The organism is Peribacillus sp. NPDC046944 (assembly GCF_050272735.1).
Taxonomy (GTDB): Bacteria; Bacillota; Bacilli; order Bacillales; family DSM-1321; genus Peribacillus.
On sequence record NZ_JBNNML010000001.1, the window covers coordinates 114868 to 137508 of the forward strand.

General features: G+C 39.8%; 25 protein-coding genes. 16 read left to right on the plus strand and 9 right to left on the minus strand.

What is annotated here, in order from left to right; translation table 11 throughout:
• Window positions 1-435: 435 nt before the first annotated feature.
• The 5 genes from ACQKIC_RS00600 to yppF all read left to right on the plus strand — a co-directional run bounded on the left by ACQKIC_RS00600 (window position 436) and on the right by yppF (window position 3918).
• The gene (locus ACQKIC_RS00600; RefSeq protein ID WP_427590705.1) at window positions 436-1041 is read left to right on the plus strand and encodes a protein kinase domain-containing protein; all 606 of its coding nucleotides are present in this window, start codon (window positions 436-438) and stop codon (window positions 1039-1041) included.
• Window positions 1042-1063: 22 nt separating this feature from the next.
• On the plus strand, window positions 1064-1504 hold the full coding sequence (locus tag ACQKIC_RS00605; protein WP_402873793.1) for a DUF6376 family protein: 441 nt from the start codon (window positions 1064-1066) through the stop codon (window positions 1502-1504).
• 235 nt (window positions 1505-1739) lie between these two features.
• Entirely contained in the window at window positions 1740-3128 is a 1389-nt protein-coding gene (locus ACQKIC_RS00610) for an L-cystine transporter (RefSeq protein WP_402957935.1), read from the plus strand.
• Between the two features lie 132 nt (window positions 3129-3260).
• Window positions 3261-3524: a hypothetical protein gene (locus ACQKIC_RS00615; protein ID WP_402873788.1), complete on the plus strand. Its 264-nt coding sequence runs from the start codon at window positions 3261-3263 to the stop codon at window positions 3522-3524.
• Between the two features lie 199 nt (window positions 3525-3723).
• Window positions 3724-3918 carry a YppF family protein gene (gene yppF / locus ACQKIC_RS00620; protein ID WP_402873786.1) on the plus strand — a complete coding sequence of 65 codons (195 nt, stop codon included), beginning with the start codon at window positions 3724-3726 and terminating at the stop codon, window positions 3916-3918.
• A gap of 69 nt (window positions 3919-3987) precedes the next feature.
• Here yppF and ACQKIC_RS00625 read toward each other — a convergent pair whose 3' ends face one another.
• Window positions 3988-4662, minus strand: coding sequence for a phosphatase PAP2 family protein (locus ACQKIC_RS00625; RefSeq protein ID WP_402873783.1), 675 nt, complete (start codon window positions 4660-4662; stop codon window positions 3988-3990).
• A gap of 176 nt (window positions 4663-4838) precedes the next feature.
• The gene (locus tag ACQKIC_RS00630; RefSeq protein WP_403080297.1) at window positions 4839-5066 is read right to left on the minus strand and encodes a hypothetical protein; all 228 of its coding nucleotides are present in this window, start codon (window positions 5064-5066) and stop codon (window positions 4839-4841) included.
• A 203-nt stretch (window positions 5067-5269) separates the two neighbouring features.
• Here ACQKIC_RS00630 and ACQKIC_RS00635 point away from each other — a divergent pair, with 203 nt between their 5' ends.
• Window positions 5270-6430 carry an MFS transporter gene (locus ACQKIC_RS00635; RefSeq protein WP_402957939.1) on the plus strand — a complete coding sequence of 387 codons (1161 nt, stop codon included), beginning with the start codon at window positions 5270-5272 and terminating at the stop codon, window positions 6428-6430.
• A 57-nt stretch (window positions 6431-6487) separates the two neighbouring features.
• On the opposite strand, the gene ACQKIC_RS00640 is transcribed toward ACQKIC_RS00635, so the two are convergent.
• Window positions 6488-7339 carry an MBL fold metallo-hydrolase gene (locus ACQKIC_RS00640; RefSeq protein ID WP_427590706.1) on the minus strand — a complete coding sequence of 284 codons (852 nt, stop codon included), beginning with the start codon at window positions 7337-7339 and terminating at the stop codon, window positions 6488-6490.
• Window positions 7340-7517: 178 nt separating this feature from the next.
• On the opposite strand from ACQKIC_RS00640, the gene ACQKIC_RS00645 reads away from it, so the two are divergent.
• Window positions 7518-8150, plus strand: a complete 633-nt coding sequence (locus ACQKIC_RS00645; RefSeq protein ID WP_427590707.1) for a LysE family translocator — start codon at window positions 7518-7520, stop codon at window positions 8148-8150.
• Between the two features lie 183 nt (window positions 8151-8333).
• Window positions 8334-8855 carry a hypothetical protein gene (locus tag ACQKIC_RS00650; protein ID WP_427668492.1) on the plus strand — a complete coding sequence of 174 codons (522 nt, stop codon included), beginning with the start codon at window positions 8334-8336 and terminating at the stop codon, window positions 8853-8855.
• Between the two features lie 145 nt (window positions 8856-9000).
• On the opposite strand, the gene ACQKIC_RS00655 is transcribed toward ACQKIC_RS00650, so the two are convergent.
• The gene (locus ACQKIC_RS00655) at window positions 9001-10209 is read right to left on the minus strand and encodes a CynX/NimT family MFS transporter (RefSeq protein ID WP_427590709.1); all 1209 of its coding nucleotides are present in this window, start codon (window positions 10207-10209) and stop codon (window positions 9001-9003) included.
• A 132-nt stretch (window positions 10210-10341) separates the two neighbouring features.
• Window positions 10342-11763 carry a phospholipase D-like domain-containing protein gene (locus tag ACQKIC_RS00660; protein WP_427590710.1) on the minus strand — a complete coding sequence of 474 codons (1422 nt, stop codon included), beginning with the start codon at window positions 11761-11763 and terminating at the stop codon, window positions 10342-10344.
• Window positions 11764-12012: 249 nt separating this feature from the next.
• Between ACQKIC_RS00660 and ACQKIC_RS00665 the strand changes: the two genes are divergently transcribed.
• The 3 genes from ACQKIC_RS00665 (at window position 12013) to ACQKIC_RS00675 (ending at window position 14371) form a co-directional block, all read left to right on the plus strand.
• On the plus strand, window positions 12013-12735 hold the full coding sequence (locus ACQKIC_RS00665; RefSeq protein WP_427590711.1) for an endonuclease/exonuclease/phosphatase family protein: 723 nt from the start codon (window positions 12013-12015) through the stop codon (window positions 12733-12735).
• 204 nt (window positions 12736-12939) lie between these two features.
• The gene (locus tag ACQKIC_RS00670) at window positions 12940-13731 is read left to right on the plus strand and encodes an endonuclease/exonuclease/phosphatase family protein (RefSeq protein WP_427590712.1); all 792 of its coding nucleotides are present in this window, start codon (window positions 12940-12942) and stop codon (window positions 13729-13731) included.
• A gap of 184 nt (window positions 13732-13915) precedes the next feature.
• Window positions 13916-14371, plus strand: coding sequence for a hypothetical protein (locus ACQKIC_RS00675; protein WP_427590713.1), 456 nt, complete (start codon window positions 13916-13918; stop codon window positions 14369-14371).
• A 182-nt stretch (window positions 14372-14553) separates the two neighbouring features.
• Here the strand turns inward: ACQKIC_RS00675 and ACQKIC_RS00680 are convergent, their stop codons facing one another.
• The 3 genes from ACQKIC_RS00680 to ACQKIC_RS00690 form a co-directional block, all read right to left on the minus strand.
• Entirely contained in the window at window positions 14554-14916 is a 363-nt protein-coding gene (locus ACQKIC_RS00680; protein ID WP_402873749.1) for a VOC family protein, read from the minus strand.
• A 109-nt stretch (window positions 14917-15025) separates the two neighbouring features.
• Complete coding sequence (locus tag ACQKIC_RS00685; RefSeq protein ID WP_402873747.1) at window positions 15026-15337, minus strand: putative quinol monooxygenase; 312 nt, start codon at window positions 15335-15337, stop codon at window positions 15026-15028.
• A gap of 152 nt (window positions 15338-15489) precedes the next feature.
• A complete protein-coding gene (locus tag ACQKIC_RS00690) occupies window positions 15490-16938 on the minus strand; it encodes a DHA2 family efflux MFS transporter permease subunit (RefSeq protein ID WP_402873934.1) in 1449 nt (482 codons plus the stop codon).
• Between the two features lie 256 nt (window positions 16939-17194).
• Here ACQKIC_RS00690 and ACQKIC_RS00695 point away from each other — a divergent pair, with 256 nt between their 5' ends.
• Both ACQKIC_RS00695 and ACQKIC_RS00700 read left to right on the plus strand, forming a co-directional pair.
• Complete coding sequence (locus tag ACQKIC_RS00695) at window positions 17195-18106, plus strand: TetR/AcrR family transcriptional regulator (protein ID WP_402986796.1); 912 nt, start codon at window positions 17195-17197, stop codon at window positions 18104-18106.
• Window positions 18107-18320: 214 nt separating this feature from the next.
• Window positions 18321-18512 (plus strand): DUF5316 family protein, encoded by a 192-nt coding sequence (locus ACQKIC_RS00700; RefSeq protein ID WP_427668494.1) that lies wholly within the window; start codon window positions 18321-18323, stop codon window positions 18510-18512.
• Window positions 18513-18560: 48 nt separating this feature from the next.
• Here ACQKIC_RS00700 and ACQKIC_RS00705 read toward each other — a convergent pair whose 3' ends face one another.
• Window positions 18561-19211 (minus strand): hypothetical protein, encoded by a 651-nt coding sequence (locus tag ACQKIC_RS00705; RefSeq protein WP_427590715.1) that lies wholly within the window; start codon window positions 19209-19211, stop codon window positions 18561-18563.
• Window positions 19212-19526: 315 nt separating this feature from the next.
• Here ACQKIC_RS00705 and ACQKIC_RS00710 point away from each other — a divergent pair, with 315 nt between their 5' ends.
• From ACQKIC_RS00710 to ACQKIC_RS00720, 3 genes are read left to right on the plus strand one after another with little or no spacing between them, the layout of a single operon-like run.
• Entirely contained in the window at window positions 19527-19907 is a 381-nt protein-coding gene (locus tag ACQKIC_RS00710) for a YwqH-like family protein (protein WP_427590716.1), read from the plus strand.
• A gap of 5 nt (window positions 19908-19912) precedes the next feature.
• Window positions 19913-20191, plus strand: a complete 279-nt coding sequence (locus tag ACQKIC_RS00715) for a DUF5344 family protein (RefSeq protein WP_427590717.1) — start codon at window positions 19913-19915, stop codon at window positions 20189-20191.
• A 15-nt stretch (window positions 20192-20206) separates the two neighbouring features.
• Window positions 20207-21760 (plus strand): ribonuclease YeeF family protein, encoded by a 1554-nt coding sequence (locus tag ACQKIC_RS00720; RefSeq protein ID WP_427590718.1) that lies wholly within the window; start codon window positions 20207-20209, stop codon window positions 21758-21760.
• Window positions 21761-22641: the final 881 nt, after the last annotated feature.

Consider the following 22641-nt stretch of genomic DNA (forward strand, 5'->3'; position numbering starts at 1 on the left):
TCATTCGTTTGCCTATCCTTACGGGTGGAGGGAATGTTTTTTCTTTAGATTTGGAATCAAAATAGGTTTCCCTTCATATTTATCTACAAACAACATGATTACCAACATCTATTCTATTCGACAAGAATCTGTTATCTCCTATTTGGGACTGACTCTTTTCAGATTCTTTAATTTGACCCATGAGCATGATATCCTCTATACTTACTGTAATGTAACTAAATAAATGAATTCTTCTGTTAAGGGGAGTAGCTATACAGTAAAGTCGTCAGTACAGGATGTCCATCCTCGGCTTTATTGGCAACTAATTTACAGTTGTTTGCAAGACCTTGCCGATTTTTTGGTGAGGTCTTTTTCGTATCTAAGACGGTATAACCAAGATAATCGGTTATACCGTCTTTTTTTGTATCATCAATCTTTTGGAGAGGTGTGAAGGAGTTGTCACAATATTATAGGTTGGCTCAAAGTGTGAAAATCGCGAACGATAAAAACCATACATTGATCGAGGCCGATGATTCATTGTCGCTTATCGGCAAAGGGCGAAGCGCATATGTATTTAGAATCCAAGATACCGACCTAGCCTTGAAAGTATTTTTCCGGGCTCATGCCCACACGGCTAAAATAGAAGCGGATATTTACCGGGCCGTTCAGCATATCGAGTACTACCCGACCCTATTCGATGCAGGGGAGCGTTACCTCGTGATTGATTACATCGAGGGTCACACGCTTTTTGAACATTTGACGATGGGCATCCCGGTAACGGAAGAAAAGGTGAAGGAAATCGATCATGCCCTGAACTTGGCCAGAAAGGTAGGCTTGAATCCATCCGATATCCATTTACGGAACATCTTGATAACGTCCGATAAGAAAGTGAAGATTATCGATCTTGCGCGGTTCCGACAGAAAAAATCCTGCAAGCAATGGCATGATTTAAAATGCGTATTCCACCTTTTCTATAGGAGGCCTTACTTTCCCAAGAAAATCCCTACCTTTATTCTCAATTCCATTGCGGCCATCTATAAGAAAAGGTTCTTGCCCATTTAATAAACCATACAGGAGGAAAAACATGAAAAAAATACTTATGCTATGTACATCACTTATCTTATTAACCGGCTGCTCGCTTCTAGGGGAAGTCAATTCATCATTAGACTATGCCGATACCGCAACAAGCTATGTCGGTACCGTAAAAGAGTTTGCCAATGAAGTACCCGCCCTCTCTAAGGATGCTGTCACCGACAAGGAGGCAATGAAGACACTTGAGAATGAACTGCAAACGATGAAAACGGAAATCGAAGAATTCAATGAAACCGAACCGCCCCAAATCGCTGATGGCATTCACGATAAAATCGTCAGTTCCAACCAACAGCTTCAAGACGGAATCGATTTATATCTAAAAAATATGGAAGATGGGACATTGAATCCTGCGGTCCTTGAAGATTCGGAAATCATGAAGACGATTGATAATATCACAAGCCTGACCAACCAAATTGAAAAATTAGGGAACTAGATACCTGAATACTCCTTTTAACCGAGGAGTATTTTTTTACATTCGGGATGATTGCCCCTTTGAAGTGCTGACCTCCTAAAAAAGAATTTCACCTCCAGCCCCCTCCATTTCTACCCTTCAAAAAAAATATCTTTAAATCATACTATTTATCGCTGGTAAAATAGTAATAAATGATGTATCATACTCTAGTATTTATTATTCAGAGTAGATTAATAGGAATTGGGGAGGATTTAAAATGATTGGTTATGTTTTTCTGAATATCGCCATAATGATTGTCCTGTTGGGCCTTCTATTTTATATGAACAAAAAACATATTTCCTTTACAAAAAGAGTGTTTACGGCACTAGGGTTAGGGATCATATTCGGTCTGCTTTTGCAGTACTTCTATGAACCTGGTTCGGTTGCAATCGTGAAATCGACCGATTGGTTTAGCATCGTAGGTTCGGGTTACGTGAAATTCCTACAGATGATTGTTATGCCGCTTGTATTCATTTCGATTTTGTCGGCATTCACGAGATTGAAGCTTACAAGCAATATCGGTAAAATCAGTGTCTTGATCATCGGGATCTTGCTTGGAACGACTGCTATTGCAGCAGCCATCGGTATTACATCGGCCACAGTATTCGATTTGGAAGCCGTTCAAATTGAACAAGGTGATGCTGAAACGAGCCGTGGTGCTGAAATAACGGAAAAAACAGGTACCATCGAAGATAAAATGTCGATGCCACAACAAATCATCGAGTTAATTCCAGCGAATCCGTTTCTTGATTTAACGGGTGCTCGCTCGACTTCTACGATTTCAGTGGTCATCTTTGCTGCATTTCTTGGAATCGCCTATCTAGGGGTTAAAAGAAAACAGCCTGAACACGCAGAGTTTTTCTCTAAAATCGTCGATGCCCTGCATAGCATCATTATGCGAGTGGTGACGTTAATTTTACGCTTGACTCCTTATGGAATCTTGGCGATCATGACAACTACGGTCGCAACGAGTGACCTCGATGCCATCCTTAAATTAGGAAAATTCGTGGGAGCTTCTTATGTAGCCCTTATCGTGATGTTCTTGATTCATCTGCTATTGCTGATGATTGCAGGATTGAATCCAATCACTTATTTAAGAAAAGCATTCCCTGTCTTGTCATTCGCTTTCACAGCTAGATCGAGTGCAGGTGCACTACCTATGAACATTCAAACGCAAAAGCAACTAGGTGTCTCTGAAGGGATTGCCAACTTTGCCGGATCATTCGGGTTATCCATCGGACAAAATGGGTGTGCTGGTATTTATCCAGCCATGCTTGCCGTCATGATTGCACCGACAGTGGGAATCGATCCGCTTTCTCCATCCTTTATCGCCACTTTGATCCTTATTGTGGCCATCAGTTCCTTTGGAGTGGCAGGTGTCGGTGGCGGTGCAACATTCGCAGCCATCCTCGTCCTTTCCGCAATGGACTTACCGGTAGCCTTGGCAGGACTATTAATTTCGGTTGAACCATTAATCGACATGGGTAGAACCGCCTTGAACGTTAGCGGAAGCATGACGTCAGGTGTGCTGACTAGTAAAATCACGCATGACCTGGATAAAGAACAATACAACGAAACATCTGTTAAACTAGACACTGAAATGTAATCACTTCTCCCCCATCTCGTTACTGAGATGGGGGTTTTGTTTTTCATGAAGTTATTCAAAAGAAAATCCACTCTAAAGGGTGGAAAGACTATATAATAAATGTTAGATAATGGATACACATGGAGGGTGAGTATGAAAAATAGTTCCTCATTAATCATCGGGGTGGCCATCATCATGGGTTTTACAATCCTAGGTTTATTTCTGATGGCCTCATCTAAAGAAGATTCAAAGGGTGCAAGTCATGAAGATCGATATGAATTAGTCCCTGTAAATGAAAATAATATGATCATCTTTGATAAGACGTCAGGGGCATATTGGAATAAATTCGTCCCGAGCGATGAAGGCCCTACGACATGGGAAAAAGGCGATTCTCCCATTAAGAAGAGCAATAACTAAAAAACACTACAATATACACGAAGGAAGTACTAAAAACGCTTGGTTGAATAACCAGGCCTTTTTCATCCATTTAAATCCCCACCACTCTTTCTGTCTTTAATTGTATGAAAATGTCGGTAGTTTAAATTTTCTAAAAACTAATCTTACTATATTTTCCATGTTATATTGTTAAAGATAAAAAATCCAATAGAAATGTTAGGTGAGTGAACTGACAATAGAAGTTTTAATTTTGCACTATATTCAAGAAACACGTCAAAAGCCTTTTCATGCTGATGAATTATTAGATTACATTCAAAAAGAATACGTGAGCGGGAATTTATCTATTTTCCAATACAAAGACCTCTGCAAGGAACTATATAGACGCGGCGCAAAGAAACAACTTCATTTAGGATGATTGCCCATCGAAGGCTTGCAACAATCGCAAAAAGGACTGCCCACTATGAAGACAGTCCTTACTATTTTTTTATAGGTCACTATTTTTCATTCTCTTTTTCATTCGAGCTGTTCTAATGTGGTTAACCTGAACGCTCATTCCACCATTGAACATAAACTGGGCAGCAGCATATACCGCACAGGCGACAAGAATCCCTGCCAATGCATCCAGGATGGCATGCTGTTTCGTGAATAATGTGGAGAGGATAATAAGGGTACCCATGACCGTCACACATGCGTATTCCCGCTTGAAGTCTTCTTTTCTGTTATATACGATGATCATCATGATAAACGTCGTCATTACATGGATACTAGGTAGACAGTTGACAGGCTGGTCATGCATATAAATGAAACGGACCAGGTTTGCAAAGATATCGTCCCCGACAACGTCCGGCCGCGGTACAGTCGTTTGCCAGAAAACATAGACGACAAAACAAATCAATTTACCGGATATCAAACTGCTTATCGCCACGAAATATTGCTTTCGGTCAACAAAGCAATAATAAATCAATAATCCATACATAAACGGATACCAAAGTAAGTAAGGAATGATGAATTCCTTGATAAAGGGAATCCCCTCATCTATTTTCGTCGTGACATCGACCGCATCACTCGGCAATTGGTTGATGATGGAGTATATAAAACTAGTAAGGATAAACAATAATAAATAACTTAATGGGTAAAGGATTTTCATGTTTTTTTTCATAGCTTACTCCGTTTTTTTATTGAATTTATATTATAGGATTTACCCCATATCTTTTCATATGAATCATGTATTCATCTATCGTATTTAAAAGCTATGATTATGTCAAAATCTTTATTCTTGGAGGACAAAACCCTATACAAGAAAAATTTATAACGTGACAAGCTAAAAAAAGGTACTTAAAACCCTTTCCCTAACCATGACATGACTATCATTAAAACCCCGATAACTACTACGACAACCGGTCCTACAACAAATAATCCGAATAATAACGATAAAACAGCATCCATAAAAGTACGGCCGGGGCCTGCTTTCTCTTTTCTTTCCGTAATTAATAAGTCTTCAAGAGATGCAACCTTTTGTTTAAGCTCCTGTAACTCTTGAACAACTTTTGCATTTTGGTCCAAAACCCCACTCCCTGCCTCATTTTCTGTCATTAATTATATCATGAGTCCCCATACAAAGTATAAAATGGTAAAAAATACTTACAACATTCAACTATTCATATAGGAATAAATAAATCTATGATTTCAATTAATTATAGGAATGTTACAATAAAAAAGTTGAGTGGACATCAATCTATAGAATATGTGGGGTACTATTACATTTTATGAAAACATTACGACTACTAAGAAGCTTTAACTTTTTATACTTTGGTTTACTTGCCATTTTCATTCCCTTTCTTCCGGTCTATCTGGATGATCAAGGTCTATCGCCAGGTCAAATCGGTTTCATCATCGGTACGGGCGGGTTTGTGACTTTGATCACTCAACCTTTGTGGGGAATGATCAGCGACAAAACAAAGACCATTCGCAAAGTCCTGTTGTTGCTGATTCTCTGCTCAAGCATACTCGGGTATTTCTTGTACGATACGGGAAGCTATCTCCACCTGATTCTATTTGCCATGTTGCTATACTTTTTCCTGATGCCGATTGACCCGCTGACGGAAAGCCTCAATTTCACAATTGCAGAATCGAATGGAATCAGTTATGGCTCCATCCGTACATACGGTGCTTTAGGCTATGCCGTAATCTCATTGATTACCGGCTACGTCATGTCCCATTTTGGTGCTACTAGTCTAGCTTGGCTCTTTTCTGGCATTGCCATTATCGGTTTTGTCATCATCTGGATGATGCCCGATGCACCCGTTTCCGGGAAGCCCGTCACGATGAAAACGCTCAAGCACTTTTTCAGTAATAAAGAAACGCTGCTATTCCTTTTACTGGTCTTTATATGTGCCGTTCCTGCCAGGATGAACGATACGTTCCTTGGTGTGTACATTCGGGAACTTGGTGGAAGTACCACTCTCGTTGGACTCACTTGGTTCTTGGCGGCTGGAAGTGAAATTGTCGTGTTTGCCTTAAGCTTCTGGTGGCTTCGCAAAGGGAAGGAAATCATCATCATCTCATTCGCGGCCGCATTTTTCTTCATTCGGTATTTCGTCTCGGCCTGGTTAACCGACCCGCACCTGTTAGCTTACTTGCAGATCCTGCAACTGTTAACCTTCCCGATTTTCTACTCGGCGGCCATACAGTATTTGTACCGGATCGTCCCAGCCGAATGGCGTGCCACTGGTCAGACGATATTGGCCTTGCTGTTCTTTGGGGTATCGGGAATTCTCGCCTCATATGTAGGGGGCGCCATCTACGGTGCTTTTGGAGGAAAAGTCCTTTATCTTTCGATTTCTTCCATCTCATTCGTCGGAATGGTGTTCGCCTTGATTCTTTACCGGATTTATGGGAAGAAAGAGATTCTGGTGAAAGCAGAATAAGACACAAAAAAAGTCGACTCCTGTTACAGGCATTCGACTTTTTTTGTTTCTTTCATATCAACCAGCATAGCCATTTACAAAGAAGCCCACTGTTTCCCTTTCACTTTCGGTTAGATCACGGTTAAGCTTCGTCGCCAGTTCCCGCTCCATTGCTGCTTGATCCCCCTGATGTTTGCCGACAAGGCTGGCACAATCTTTGAATAACTTGAACTCCTGCTCCATTTCCTGCTTCGTGCAAGGCTGATCATGATGGGAAAGGATATACGTATCGGCATCATAGGATTCAATCTTCTCAACGAGCCTCAAGGCTTCTTCAGCGGTATAATTCCATTTATCCGCATAAAGATTGGCATACAGGCAATCTCCCAGCATTAAGGTCTTTTCCTCTGGGACATACACGATGCAAGAATCAGCGGCGTGGTCTCCACCTACGTGTTCAACGATGCATGTTAAATCACCAAGATCAATCGTTAGTGACTTTTCAAAAACTATATCAGGAAGCTTCATCGAGATATCCCGCTTCGAACCGAACTCCAATTTAATGGCATCGGCACAAAATGGAATCTCGATTCCTTCCTCGACCCGTTGATCTAATGCGTGATCGTCCCAAGAAAGAGACTGCATCTCTTTCACGTTTCGGTACGTTCGTTCCTGGCAAATCACGGGAATGTCCACATGTCCCAATCCGAATACATGATCCCAATGAGAATGAGTAAGAACAAGCATGTCCCCACTCCAATCGATCTTCGCCAATTCAGCTTGAAAAAGTTGCGCATGTGAAACAGAATTCCCCGCATCAATGATGAGCGTTTTCTTCGCTCCTGAAACAGCGACCAAAATTGGCCGGTCGGTTACCTCCACTCGCGTCAGGTAAACGATATGGTTGGATACATGTTCTAAAGTTTGCATGGATTAAGTTCTCCTTTGGAACGTTGGATTATCTTCTTCAATCAGTTTGCTTACAGTATAGCAAACAAATACAGGGTACGATGTAATATTTCATTTACCTATCCTCTTCCAGAATGATCTATGGTACATTAAATGATGAATTATCAGAATAATCAAATGACGATGGGCGGTTTCTCACATGGAAAACTATTATTTATTTATCATGATGTGCATTCTTCTCATCCTATTGCCCGGTCCTGATACGGCGATTGCGACTAAGAACACCTTTTCGATTGGAAAAACGGGTGGCCTCCAAACGATGCTTGGTACGTGTTGTGCCTTGCTCATTCATACATCCGCCGCTGTCTTAGGACTTTCAGCAATCATCGTCAAATCAGCTTTATTATTTTCCATCTTTAAATATGTCGGGGCCGTGTACTTGATTTATCTAGGCATCAAGACATTATGGGGATTGAGGAATAAGGAAGTGGCAGTAACCGATGAAAGGAAGGATGAAGATAAATACGGAAGCAAGTCTTGTTTTAAACAAGGGTTCCTGACCAATTTGCTCAATCCGAAAGTGGCCGTATTCTTTCTAACATTTCTCCCACAATTCGTGAATCCTGGACAGGATACATTCCTGCCATTTCTATTGATGGGTGCCACTTACACCGGACTGACTGCGCTCTGGTTCTTCTTCTATATCTACTTGCTTAACCAAATCAGTGCTTTCATGAAAAGACCGCGGACTCAAAAGGTTTTTGAAGGCATCACAGGCACCGTGCTAATCGGATTTGGAATGAAACTGGCGTTGGAAAAGGCCCAGCATTAACCTTAGGTCTTGGTCATTATATATAATTTTATTTACTTCAAAGAGAAGGAGACCATTACTGATGACGAATAACTATACTATTATCGATTTATTCTTAAATGATATCGAAAAAAAATTCATTGAAGTTCCTTCACACAAAAGAAAAAAATAATGTATGAAATGAAAGATCATATGTATTCCGAGGTGGAAAATAAAATCACAAATGGAAAAGACGAAACCACAGCCATTAAAGAAACAATCGCAAATTTCAAAGAAGACCCACATCCATTTACCGAGCTTGCAGAACAAGAAGAATACCTCAACCAAAATAAGTACGAAAGCAAAAGAGATTTCGGGTTCGATTTAATTATGGTCTTATGTATAGGGCCACTTGGCGCTTTAACCGCACCTATTTTGAAAGGATACATAGAATTAGCCCAAATCATACCCTGGTTATTCTTTTTTATAGTAGCCCAAATTATTTTTCATCGTTTTTATTCTAAGAATATGAAGGAATCTAGGGTCAAAACCTTACAATTCACATCAAAAGCTTACTTGATTTTGTTTGCCTTAGCTTTTGGAATGTATGCAGCTAATTTAACCATCAACCAACAAATTAACATCGTACCAACTATGTACTTGCTAGTTTATATTGCCATATTGATACCTTTGTATCTTTTACTCAAAAGTGTATACAACAAAAATAAAGATTTACTAAATAAATAAAAGGGGCTGTCTAATAAGTCCTTATTCCAGTGAACTTCGAAAAAATAAAGAGGCAGAAATGTTGTTAAAGCAACGTTTCTGCCTTTTACCATTTATTCAATTTCGGTGTAATGACCCCTTTTGGGACAGTCCCTTTTACTTTGGTTTATTCCACATGACGATCTCGTCCGGAACTCATCCCGAATATCATGACTAATGCAGAGATAAGGATAAGTGCAAAAAGCGGAATGGTCCAATCTTGAGCCATATCGAACAAGTATCCAATGAATATCGGTCCTACGGCTGCAAGTAGATAGCCTGTTGATTGGGCCATTCCCGATAACTCGGCAGCTCGCCTCGCATTCCGTGCGCGAATGCCTATATAACTTAGCGCCAACGGGAAATTCCCTCCCAATGCGATACCGATTAACGTGATACTGACGATCAGGATAGGAAAAGAAGATCCAAACCATAACCCTGCATATCCGACAACCGAGCATAAGCCGAGCCCGAAAGCTACCCACACCTGGGAGTTAAGTCGTGCAGCAAGAACAGGGATGAAGAAGCTTGAAGGCAACCCGATGATTTGGGTAAATGATAGCAACCATCCAGCCGTCCCCCTGCTTATCCCATGACTAATCAAGATTTCAGGTAACCATGTAATCGTGACATAAAATAAAAACGATTGAAATCCCATGAATAACGCGATTTGCCAAGCAAGTGGTGAGCGCCAGATCTTCGTAGCGCTTAAGCTCACACTTTTAATGGGATTACCTTTTCCTTGATCTAATCTGATGAGGTACACCCAGATCAATATGGCCAAGACGGCCGGGATTCCCCAGACAATCAGAGCCCCTTGCCAACCAAGGTTCAAACCACTGGCTAATGGTACGCTGAGTCCTGATGCCAGAGAAGCAACCAACCCCATGGACGTAGAATAGATACTGGTCATCAAACCGAATTTCTGCGGGAATTTATCTTTTATCACGACAGGCAAAAGAACATTTCCGATGGAGATTCCCATACCAATGAAAACGGTACCAAAAAAGAGAAAGAATGACATTGAAACCGACCGAATGCAAACCCCGATCAGCAGAACGCACAACCCCACCAACAATGTCTTCTCGTTTGTTAAGCGATTGGCGATTTTGGGAACGATAGGCGACATGATGGCAAACGTAATTAATGGAACGCTCATCAAAAGTCCTGCACTCCAATGGGCAAGTCCAAGATCAGACTGAATCACCCCGACTAACGGTCCCACTGAAGTGATGGCTGGGCGTAAATTGAAGGCAACAAGAACGATCCCCATGGTGAAAAAAAATAAGAATAATGACTTTTTTTGTTTTTGAACAACGGTTTTTTGTATCTCCATTCAAGAATCCTCCTACCAATCCACAAACTTTCTAGATGATATCACAATAGAATATCACAATATTCGCAGAATAAGTTGGAGTAATTTCCCTTTTGTAAAAAAATGCTCATGGTTATTCGATTCCGAAACCAGTTACGCCAATCCTCTCCATAATATGGACACCTTCGAGAGTGCATTTAATAGAATGGTCCGATAAGACTTGTCCTTTTTCTCATCTTTAGGCGTGTCTATCTTCTTTTTCTTATCCGCCACTAACGTGCTTTTATCGATTTTGTCATGAATAGCCTCTGTCAACTGTACCGCGAATTCCTCGCTATCTATGATCACCATCGAGTCCGTGCTTAAAACCGATGATCGTGAATCAAGGTTGAAGGAACCAACTGCACTTAGCCGTTGATCAAAGACCACCGATTTAGCATGTAAGGAATGCTTATCGGCATATTCATAAAGTCTTACCCCAGTCTTTATAATGTCGTCTCTCAAATCCAAGTATCCTGAGAAGGCCATAACATTGGGAGTGGATTTCACGGAATTGGTGAGTAGGGTCCAGTTGGCAGTCGAATTCATATTTTCTGGTACATATCCCTTCATTTCTTTTGTAGGGACAACATATGGACTCTGAATCAGGACGGACTTCTCCGCTTCCGTCGCTCCATCAATAAGCGTTTGCCAGACAACAGGTTGTTTTTTGAAACGCTCGATCGGATTGTGCAAAAAGCTCACCCGTTTCGTTGGGGTGGTGATGGCCATCCAGTTCATCGAGGGCGTAACAAAATGTTCATTTTCTTTAATGGCGGTTTTGTATTGATGGGTTAGCTTATCTTTTTCCTCTTTTCCTTTAGCACTCTGCCTTTTTGAAAGGTCCGAGAAGGGGTCGCTCGTGTATGGGTGGTTCCATAATTCATTCATATACTTGTTCATCTGAACGATCACGTTTTCTCCAGTTCGCGTGGCATGAAAGATGATGACATCACGGTCATGGACAAAATTCTTAGGTGGTTTTTTCGCTAAATACTTATCGGCGATATTTCGCCCTCCAATGATGCCCAACCGCCCGTCGACCATCATGATTTTGTCGTGAAGCCGGTTGTTCCATGTCCAAGGCTTGAATATCTTGAACGATTCATAATACCTTAATTCAATATTTTCATGTGATACCAAGGCGAAACGGGTATCACTCATTTTAAATCGCAGACCATGACTAATTCCATCCAATAGGACCCGAACCCTAACGCCCCGGTCCGCCGCATCAATAAGGGCACCAAGAATCAGCTCAGTCGACTTACCTTTTGCTATCGAATAATAGGCGATATCAATCGTATCAGTGGCTTCCTGAATCATTTGCATCCGTGCACGTCCCGATTCATACCCATTTTCCAGGAGCAACACTCGATCTGAAGAATCTCCCTGCCCCATAAAACCACTTATATCGTTAGGGGGTGCCTCCCCTTTTTTATCCAAAGGAAAATAGAACAGAACAACCGCCGTAGCCACTGCATAAAGGACGTATAATAGACATACAAACAGTGCTCCTTTCACGATCTTTTTTGTCATGAAATCCCTCCCCCTAACTTTCCTAATACTATTTGTATTAAGGACTAACTCTATACTTGGATCGAAAAGAGGAATGACTAATAAAGTTCATGAAATAGTCAAATGATATCTTCATTAATATTCGTTTCATAAAGGAGTGATAGTTTGAGAAAAATAATTGGCTTCATTACGATATTGCTCTTTCTTGTAACCATGGATCCCGCACGTCATACCTTGGCTGGTGAACAGCCGCATGGTTAGAGAAAGACAGTGGACATACAAGTTCTAACCTTCAACATCCATCATGCTGTTGGAATCGATGGGGTTCTGGATATAGACCGGGTCGCGAAGACAATCGAAGGAGAACATGCCGAAATCATTGGGTTACAGGAAGTGGACAATCATTGGTCAGAGCGGAGCCTTTTCGAAGATCAAGCAAAATGGTTGGCCAAACGCTTGAATATGCATTATGCATACATGGCCAACTTGGAACGTGATCCTTTGAATCCAGGGGAACACCGACGTCAATATGGAACGGCCATATTAAGTAAGTATCCAATCCTTCATGCACAAAACCATTTCTTTAAGAAGATTAGAAATACAGAGCAGCGTGGGTTATTAGAAGCTACAATCAAAGTGAAGGGCAACCATCTTACTGTTTATAATGCACACTTGGCCTTAGCTCCGGAACAAAGACAAAAACAAGTGGATGAGGTCATCGCTATCTCCCTTGAAGCCAAAGGGCCCAAGCTCATAGTGGGCGACTTAAATGCAACTCCAGAAAGCAAGGAAATACAGAAGCTTTCCTCTTCTTTTCATGATGCGTTTGCCAATCTGAATGATGCGTATACATACTATTCCGCGGATGGCACTCCGAAAAGAATTGATTATATTTTCGCATCAAAAAACGTTAAAATATCAAATCCAAAAATCATATCCACCCTAGCTTCTGACCATCTCCCATTGACGGCTAAGATTACATTAAAAAGATAAAGTACCTTCCGCACGAAGATTGAATAAATGAATGAAAGCCAGAAATGTTGGTCTTACAACTTTTGTGCTTTTTCACTTGGGGAAAAATGATACACCATTTCCCTTGTCACCAACTTGTCAGGATTTGAATAACCCGAATCACTTTATATTATGATTTCAAAAGGTATACTAATAGGTAATAATGAACGGAAAGGAGTGTTCGTTTTGCGGGAAGGTCTTCCTTTTGGACGGTTGTTCACCAAGCAGAAAGTGAAAAACGTGAAGGTCATGTCCTACAATATCCATCATGCTGTAGGTTTGGATGGGATTTTGGATATGGAACGGATTGCCAGTATAATAGAAGCCGAGGGCGCCGATATCATCGGACTCCAAGAAGTGGACAATCATTGGTCAGAACGAAGTGGCTTTGAAGATCAAGCCGATTGGTTGGCTAAGCGTCTCGACATGCATTATATCTATATGGCCAATATCGATCGTCCCCCATTTAAATCAAGAAAAAATCGCCGACAATATGGGGCAGCCATACTAAGCACATATCCAATCATTCAAGCGCAAAATTACCTTCTTACGAAAATTGGCGAATCGGAGCAACGAGGACTATTGGAAATTGCCCTCGTTATAAAAGGCCATAAACTCAACATCTATAATACACACTTAGCTTTAACTGCTAACGAGCGTCACATTCAATTGAACGAAATCATCCAAATTTCAAATAGAAAAAAAGGTCACAAGGTCATCATGGGTGACTTGAATACAACACCACAAAGCACGGAATTGAAAACTCTTGCCTCTCATTTTCATGATGCATTCGCCGAACAAAACGATGCTTATACTTATGATGCTGAGGGCATCCCCAAAAGGATTGATTATATTTTCACTTCAAAGGAGATAAAAACATCTCAAGCGAAAGTGATTTATACTCCAGGATCTGACCATTACCCCATTATCGCCACCCTGGCTTTGGATAAGAACACCCACACTCGCCGTTCCAACTAAGGATGGCGAGTTTCATGTATTACTTACACCCCGCCCCTTTTTTGTTCATCACTTATATTCCCCAGGAAACTTTGTATCCCACAAAAAACCCTGCCAAATGGATTATTTTTCAAAAAATAAATGTGTCTAACTTGTGAACAAGATGGATATCGTTTAATATATATATAAAGAGGGAGGAATTTCCATGATTAAGCAACCTTCAAAAGTAAGCGTTTTCAATTATGGTTTTGCATTAGGTATATCGGAAGTGTTTTTTTTAACCAGCTTCTATCTCAGCATTCTTGATGTTTCCTACTTTGCCCTAGCCTTACCGTTCTCGGCTGTATTTCTTTTAGTGTCCTTATACTTCTTTATCCGCACTGATAAAGTCGCAAAGACCTTATACAAACAGCGCGTAGAAAGAGAAGCTGTCTATTCATTTTATCATAAGTCTTTCGGAATCTTCTTAATCATATTCGCTGCATTGCTTTGCATAGCACTTGCTTATTTACCTTTTATACAACAAGGAGGACACTTCTACATTCTTTATTGCGTCCCAATGGCCATCTTATGTTTGGTTCCTTGCATCACATCGTATAAAGGAATGAAATTGTCCAAAATCAACATTGAAAAAACACCACCCCATGTAGATATGAATTAATGTCGAATCGAATAAAGAAAGAGGATGGGTCATGTTCTTCTACAATCTAGAAGCATGTCCATCCTCTTTTATTTGAAAAGTCAGGTTTCGAAACACAACCCATTCTTACCGTTTAGCTTTCAAAACACCTTGCTTACCCTTTTGTGATTACGAATGGTAAGCCCAAAACGTATATCCACACTTCATGCTTTTTCCGTTTTACTTACATATTCAAAGAAGCCAAGCCTATTGCCCCAAGGATCACTAAACGTTCCCCACTTTACTGGAACCTCCGCTCTTGAATGAATCTCAAAAAATTCCACTCCAAGTTCTTGCATGACTCTTTCCCGTTCTTTTTCCAGACTAACCACACCTATACGTAACGGACCACATCCTTCTGATGGTGTTCCTTCCGATACTTGTAGCCAACTCCCTGGAATGAGTTCCCACTCCATAAAACCTTCATGAGGCATAAAGTCAGGTTTGCGTTTTATGAAGGACTCATACCACTGGCGTCCTTCTTCTATATCGGTAACCCGAATTTGTATGGTCATTTCATAAATCATTGATTCCCTCCTTGAGTATTTATTATCCAATTGGTATTTACGATCAGATAACACCTCTAACAGGATAAAGAAGGACCTTTAGAAACCCTATAATTTCACTTTCACACATTTAGTCCAATAAGCCTTTCCCTCCCTCTGTTTGTAATGTACCGATCCTCTCCATTCCAGCCATGATTGGTTTTGCTCGTTTTATTAATGTTTGAGTCGCTTCAAGACCGAGGGATGCTTGATGGGCACCTTCATCGTTCCACACTTCATACACATAAACAGAGTTAGGCTCTTCTTCGGAAATATTGACGAGATAGATTTCACAGTCGTCCAGGCTCTTTAGGGATTCTGCTGCTTCTAACAAAATATTTACCATTGCGTCACGTTCGCCATCTTTCACAATGAACTTTCCAATCAATCCATATTTACTCATGTACTCCTCCTTTAATAGCTCCTTTTTGGATACCTGTTAGATATTTCTACATCAATTTGCAATTATCCTATTTTTACCATAAAAAAAATAAAAAAACATGATCCTTAGCCTCTCCCCCAAAAGGAGATGACCATGATCACGTTTTTATTATCTTATGATGTTTGTTTTTCCCTTTTAGCTAGCTTATCTTCTGCAGGCCAAGCACGCTTAATGAAGAATGTTAAGATTAGCGCCAATCCAGCGATGAAGGTTGATACAAGGAAAGAGAAGTTAATGCCATCTAACATCGCTTGCATACCAACTTGCGCTTGCATTTGAGCCATCATCTCAGCTGTAGGCTGACTTGTTAATTTGCTCATGGCAGCAGTCATTAGGTCTTCGCCAGACGAAGTGGCTCGGTTAGACATGACCGTAACGAGCAATGCTGTTCCGATTGCACCTGAAACTTGATTAAGTGTATTATTCATCGCAGTACCATGTGGATTCATACGGGCCGGCAATGAGTTTAAACCATTTGTCATGATAGGCATCATTGCCATGGACAACCCGAACATCCGTACAGAATACAGAACCATAATATTTCCATACGATGTTTCCATAGTCAACTCGCTAAAGTAATAAGTGGTAACAACGGTGATAAGCAAACCAACAGCAGCAAGAACGCGTGCTCCGAACTTATCAAATAGCTTACCGGTAATTGGTGACATGAGTGCCATGATGATTGCTCCTGGAAGCATCAACAGTCCCGAATCGAACGGTGAAATGCCACGAAGCGTTTGGATATACATCGGCATCAAGATCATGGCCGAGAACATTGCCATATTCAGGACAATGGAAATGGCCGCTGATAAGGCGAACATTGGATGGGTAAAAATCCTGAATTCAAGCATCGGCGTTTCCATTTTAAGCTGGCGTACAATGAAAAGAACCAGTGTAACGGCACCGACGGCTAATGTTCCGTATACCCAAGGACTATCCCAGCCCTTGCTACCCGCTGAGCTGAAGCCGTACAGCAATCCGCCGAAACCTAAACTAGATAGAATGACAGACAGAATATCTATTCGAATATCTACTTTTTCTTTCTTGTCTTTCAGTTTAAAGAAGCCAAGAATAAGAACTAGTAACGCAAGTGGAGTAATAAAGTGGAAAAGCATTCTCCAGTCATAATGTTCCACGATCCATCCGGATAGCGTTGGTCCGATAGCAGGGGCAGCCATCATGACTAAACCGAATAACCCCATTGCCGATCCACGCTTTTCAACAGGGAATGACGTTAAAAGAACGTTCATTAATAATGGCATCATGATCGCTGAACCAGCCGCCTGAACCATCCGTGCACCTAATAACAATGGGAATACATGTGCTACACCTGCAACAATCGTCCCGATTGAAAATAGCAACATCGCTGTCAAGAACAGCTTCCGCACAGAATATTTTCTAATTAAGAAGGCTGTTGTAGGAATCATGATACCATTCACCAGCATATATCCCGTTGCCAACCATTGGACGGTTGCCGTCTCGATTTCAAGATCTTTTGATATGGATGGTAATGCAATATTCAAAAGAGTTGAATTAAGTATGGATATGAATGCCCCGATCATCAAGATGGCTAAAATGCCATAAGGGGCCTTTTTTTCTATCGTTTGAGTAGTACTCACTTTTTATCTATTCCTCCATTCAAACTGTTGGTTCATTTTCTTATACGGTAAGTCTAACTTTCTGCATAAAATATATAATATACTCCTCGCCCATATTTTGCAATATAAATTTCTTACGTGAATATTGGGTTTGTGCTGGTATGGAAAATAGTATACGATTACATTTATACAGGCATTATAATTGACTAAGGGTGATCATATGAATGAACGCAAGCAGAATGTCATCGATACAGCTCATAAATTGTTTATTGAAAAAGGCTATCAAGCGACATCCATCCAAGATATTTTAGATGGCAGTGGCATTTCCAAAGGTACATTTTATAATTATTTCCCCTCCAAGGGAGAATTATTTATGGCCATTTTCAGTTCCTTCTATAAAAAGATCCGCTATGACCGGGAAGAACTATTGATTGGTCAGGATTTAGCGGATATTGAAATATTCATTAAACAGCTAGAAATACAAATGACGGTGAATATACAAAGTAAATTACTCGTCTTAATTGAAGAAGTACGTGTATCAAACGACGAAGAATTGAAAGAATTCATCAAGCGCATCCAATTATTAAGCATACGTTGGATGTATGGTCGTTTTATCGATATCTTTGGGGAAAGTAAAAAACCTTATTTATTGGATACCGCCATTCTCTTTAACGGAATGATGGCCCATATGAGTTATTTCAGCTTCCATGCCAAAGATACCGCTACACCAGAAATTAAAGTCATCCGCTATTGCATGAACCGGATCGTCGATTTAGTTGACGGAGTAGCCAAAAGCAAAGAACAAATACTTAATCCGGAATTAATCAATACATGGCTTCCAACCTCTAAAAATAATTTACATCAATGTCATAATGAGTTAATGAAATCCACCTTGGCCCTAAAAAAGGCAACACACAGATCGCTTCCTTGTCGAGAAGATCAATCAAAAGCAAATGAACTAATCGACTTCATTCAAGAAGAGCTGATGCAAACCAGTAAGCCACGGGTATTTTTAATAGAAAGCTTACTCCATGTTATAAAGACCCAATATGCCTCCAAGTCCAAACAAGATATGGAACTATTCGAAGAAAACGTCAACACCTGCCTGCGCTTATTGGAAAAAGAAATCTAAGGAGACAGCAAAAAACACTTTGTCATGAAGGAATTGCGCACAACTTTCATTTCTTAGGTGTTTCCTTATGGAAGAATGAAGAACCTCTTCCTCCCTTCTAGTACCCCATTTGTTGGGCACTTCTACCTTCATTTGAATAATTGGAACGATTTACCTTTTGAAACGTAGAGTTACCTAAGGTGAATAAGGGGTGAGGCGGTTGCTAAAGGTATTCATGATTATTGGTGTGGTAGGAATAAGCCTTTCAGGAATATTTATAGGGGCCTGGACAACCGGGCCTGAACAACGGGCTAATTTCCATTCGGAAACGAGTGAACATCGGCAGTTCAGATTAAACATGTCATTGTATACCGGGATTATTGGCATACTGTCATTAGGCATTGCCGGGTTGATATGGTACTTCTAGCTGAAAACGAAAAAAAGAAGGTCGCCATTGGTGACCTTCTTTGTCGTATCATTCAGCCCATTTCTCATCATCGGAAATCTGTTCTCTTTTCTTCAAATCAAAGGATTCATACTCATCATGAAAACAAAAATAAGAAGGCAATTCAATCGCTTCTCCATTCGCTTTTTCCCAACACTCCGCAAACCACTTTGTGATGGCTTGTTTCTCTAATGTATCCAGTTCTTCATCGTTCTCCTCGTAAAAATTCCAAAAGTCATCTATTTCGTTACCTAAGACGATGGAAAATGGTACATCTTCTACAATTCCCACACTACCTGAAAAAATGCTAGAATCCTTTCCCTCATAAAAGACCTCATTAGCTACTCGATCCATGGAAAACATCGTGATGGATAAATAAAAATCATTCCGATCAGCCACAAAATCCAAGAGCTCCACTTCAGAGTAAAAGTTGTATGTTTGTACCTTTTTAAGCTTTTCGATCAAATCATCCGAATTCGCCTCAAGGTTACCTTCTACGGACTTTATATAGTCGGCAACCGTATAACTTGAATGGACTTCTTCCTTCCCCGTTTCTTCTATAGTATTGTCAGTACTATCGACATGGTCTGCACTATCTACTGCCTCTGACTTGGCATCGTTGTCCAGGTTACAACCACCCAACAAAACAGCCCCCACTAATACGATCATGAACTTTTTCAAAACTTCCCCTCGCCTCTTTGTTTTTGCCGCCCATTTATTAAGCAGGAATTTCCATTATAACAAAAGTTTACTATTTCACCATAAGAATGTTAAAAAAGAAACGGAATCTTGAAAACCCTAGCATGCTTCATTAGGGATACGAACTAATGCAACTTGTTCCATTACCATTCAAAAACAATTTAATGCAGGGATAATTGACTACACTCACACTTTTTTAGGTAATATCGACCCATTTATTAAGTTATTTTCCACGTGTTACCATATAGATACCGTGACTATTATCACCATACCTATAAGCATAAGGGGCTGAAAACATTGTCCTATCTAACCGATTTACAATCCGAATTAACCCTGAAGAAGCAACAAGTCGAAAAGTTAAAAACCTGCAAGCATGAATTAGACAGTCTACAAGGAGAGTTTCTTCAAAATGAAAGATTAGTAACGGACCCAGCGCTCTCTTCCCAAACATGGCATGGAACCTTAGCCACTGATTTTACTGAAGTTCGTGAAAACCTAGAATCAGCCTATAAAGATTTATCTCAATCTCAGTTGAATGCAGCGATAACGGCCATCGAAAACGAAATAATGAGTCTTCAATCAGAAATCACTTCATTAGAAGCCAGGATTACGGCTGAAATCGAACGACTTGCTAGAGAAGAAGAAAAACGAAGACAAGAAAAGCTAGGAAAGGATTGAATGGTTTGAGTCAAGAAATAAAAGTGAATGGTGAAGATGTAAAATCAGCCATCTCAACAATGGACCGTACAATGGAATCCTTCAAAACGAAATTACTAGAAGACTTCGCAGCCGGAAATGAATTAGACGTTGTAAAAAAAATCAAGGAACTAAACCATCAATTAGAAAAGATTGGCCAAACCTATAAAGAAATCTTAAAAGCTAATAACCAATCCGTACGAACGGCCATACAAGAGGTAGAGCAGGTTGACCAACAGCTTTCAACTTCTATAAACGCACATTAGAATATGGAGGATACAATGAGGACACTTCATTCTCAATCTTTACATAGTGGAATAGATGGATTACTAAGCAAAGTAAAAGCCCAAAGGAAACAGGCAAATGAACTGGAGAAGGTTATTCTTGAATTTTCCAATCTCGATGATTCCTTAAAAGGAAAAGGTGGTTCAGCGATACGCTCCTTTTATCAAGATTGGCATATCCCTTTCCTTTCATTCTATGACTCTTCTCTTAAAAACTATGAAGCAGTCCTGACGGCTCTTAAAGAGGCTTCTAATGAATTGGAGTCTGATTCAAGCGGTTTTATCCGCCAAAGCTTTCTTGAAGGCGAACTCACGACAGGCTTAAAAAATGCACAAAATGTAACCATTGATTTAGTGGATGAAACCAACACCACCCTGGATCAGATACGTGATATCGTTGCCATCGAAAAGCTCAATGACCAGACATTTCTCACCCACTATCAAAGGGCTAATTCTAGAATAAAGAAAACGGTTGATAATTTGGGTGCGTTTGATACAAGCCAAACAAAAGAACTAGCATCCGTAGAGGATGACATACAATTGATGAACAAATACCTCAATGAAATTCAAGGGATGTTCAGTAGCGGAAACTTCAACATTCAGAACTATGATGTGAATCAATTAAAGGATAAGCCGGCATTTTCAGAGGTAAAAAAGCAAGTAGCTTCAGAAGATAAGATGACATTTGGACAAATGCTTACCTCTCCTTTTGCCTATATTAACGGGAAAATGAGTTTTGGCGATAATGTCTTAGTAGGATATCAAGCGGCTTCCTCTATATCTACCATGTTTTTGTCAAAAAAATTAAGTATTCATTACTTTGGTAGTAAACCGACACTATGGCAAAAACTAAAAGGAAACTATGAGTTTTCTGTAAAGTCAGATCCGTCTTGGACATCGAAAGGAAAACATAGTTCGAAAGTTTCTAAATGGCTATTGGACTTTTCCAGATCCACACCTACTAACCCAGTGATGCAGAAACTACAGAAATTCGCTGCTTCTTACACAAGTCCTTCCCATATGTTAAAACACCTGGCCGGTTTCCCGAAAAACTTCGAACGATCAACCGGTAAAGACTTAGTTAAGGGAACAACTGAAAGAATAAAATCGAATGGTACAACAGGTCTATTGAGTAAAGCAGCAGGCGCTAAGGGGTTAACATCTGTGGCAAAAAGAATTCCATTGGTTGGTACTGCAGTATCTTTTACTTCTAATCTTGGTGAATTTTCAGATCCAGAGAACTCCAATAAGACTATCGCTGAAAAAACAGGAAGGTGGGCATTTGGATTCGGCGCAGATTTGGCAGCAATTGGGGTAGGAGCAAAAATAGGTGCCACAATAGGAAGTATCGGCGGACCTGTTGGAATCGTTGTAGGCGGAGCAGTAGGAGGCTTAGTTGGTGGAATAGTAAGCTCTACATTTGGTAATCAAATCAAAGATGCTGGTGAAAAAGTTGGAGAAGTTGCAGATAAAATCATTAATAAGTCAGGTAAAGTAATGGACAACATTGGTAGTAATATAAAAAATTCTGTATCTAGTTGGTTTAATTAAAAACTATGTTCAAGATAAAGGTTGATTTTATTGTAAATAGAATAATGACGCCTAACCGACATCTAATAATATTAGTTTATTCTTGACTGGTATTATATGGAAAAAAATAAGAAAATCGCAATTTACATCGAAAACAACAGTTTTTAAATAGTTCTTTAATGTTTCGCTTCGTAAACCACAGTGACTACTACTATTCAAAACTAACCAAGAACTTTAACATAGATTAATTAAACAGAGTATTTTCATTCTAGTTTATATGGATTTTTATACACTTGAATAAGATTAAATCTATAGTATAAAGATGTAATTATTCAAAAGCATAATTTAATAATTGAAAAGAGGATTTCAATGATAATAGACATAATTCAAGGGATAAGAATTTTATTATTATGTATACTTTCAGGACAACTTATATATGGATTCTTAATTTTTTTATTGGAAGAAACTATGACAAATTTTTATGCTTTAGGTGTCTATGAGAAACCTCGTACAATCTATCAAAAATCAGTTAATTTTTTCATGTTCATTACTATAGGTACTGGTTTTCATATTTATATTAAACTTAGGAAATACAATTGGTTTCTTCGGAAAATTCTTTTCTTAATAGCTCTTATTTTACAAGCAATTGCTTCCGTAATTATTTATAAAATCATTTATGGGACGTTGAAAGCTATTTTTCTATAACTTAAAAAGAGGAATATCATGGTAGACGATATAATTCAAGGCATCAGGATTTTTATAACATGTATACTCTCAACACAATTTGCATTTGGCTGTACTATTTTCTTATTCGAAAGTGCGATGATCAACTATTATGCTATGGGAACTTATGAGAGACCCAGTACCCCATATCAAAAATTCGTGAATTTTTTCATGTTTAC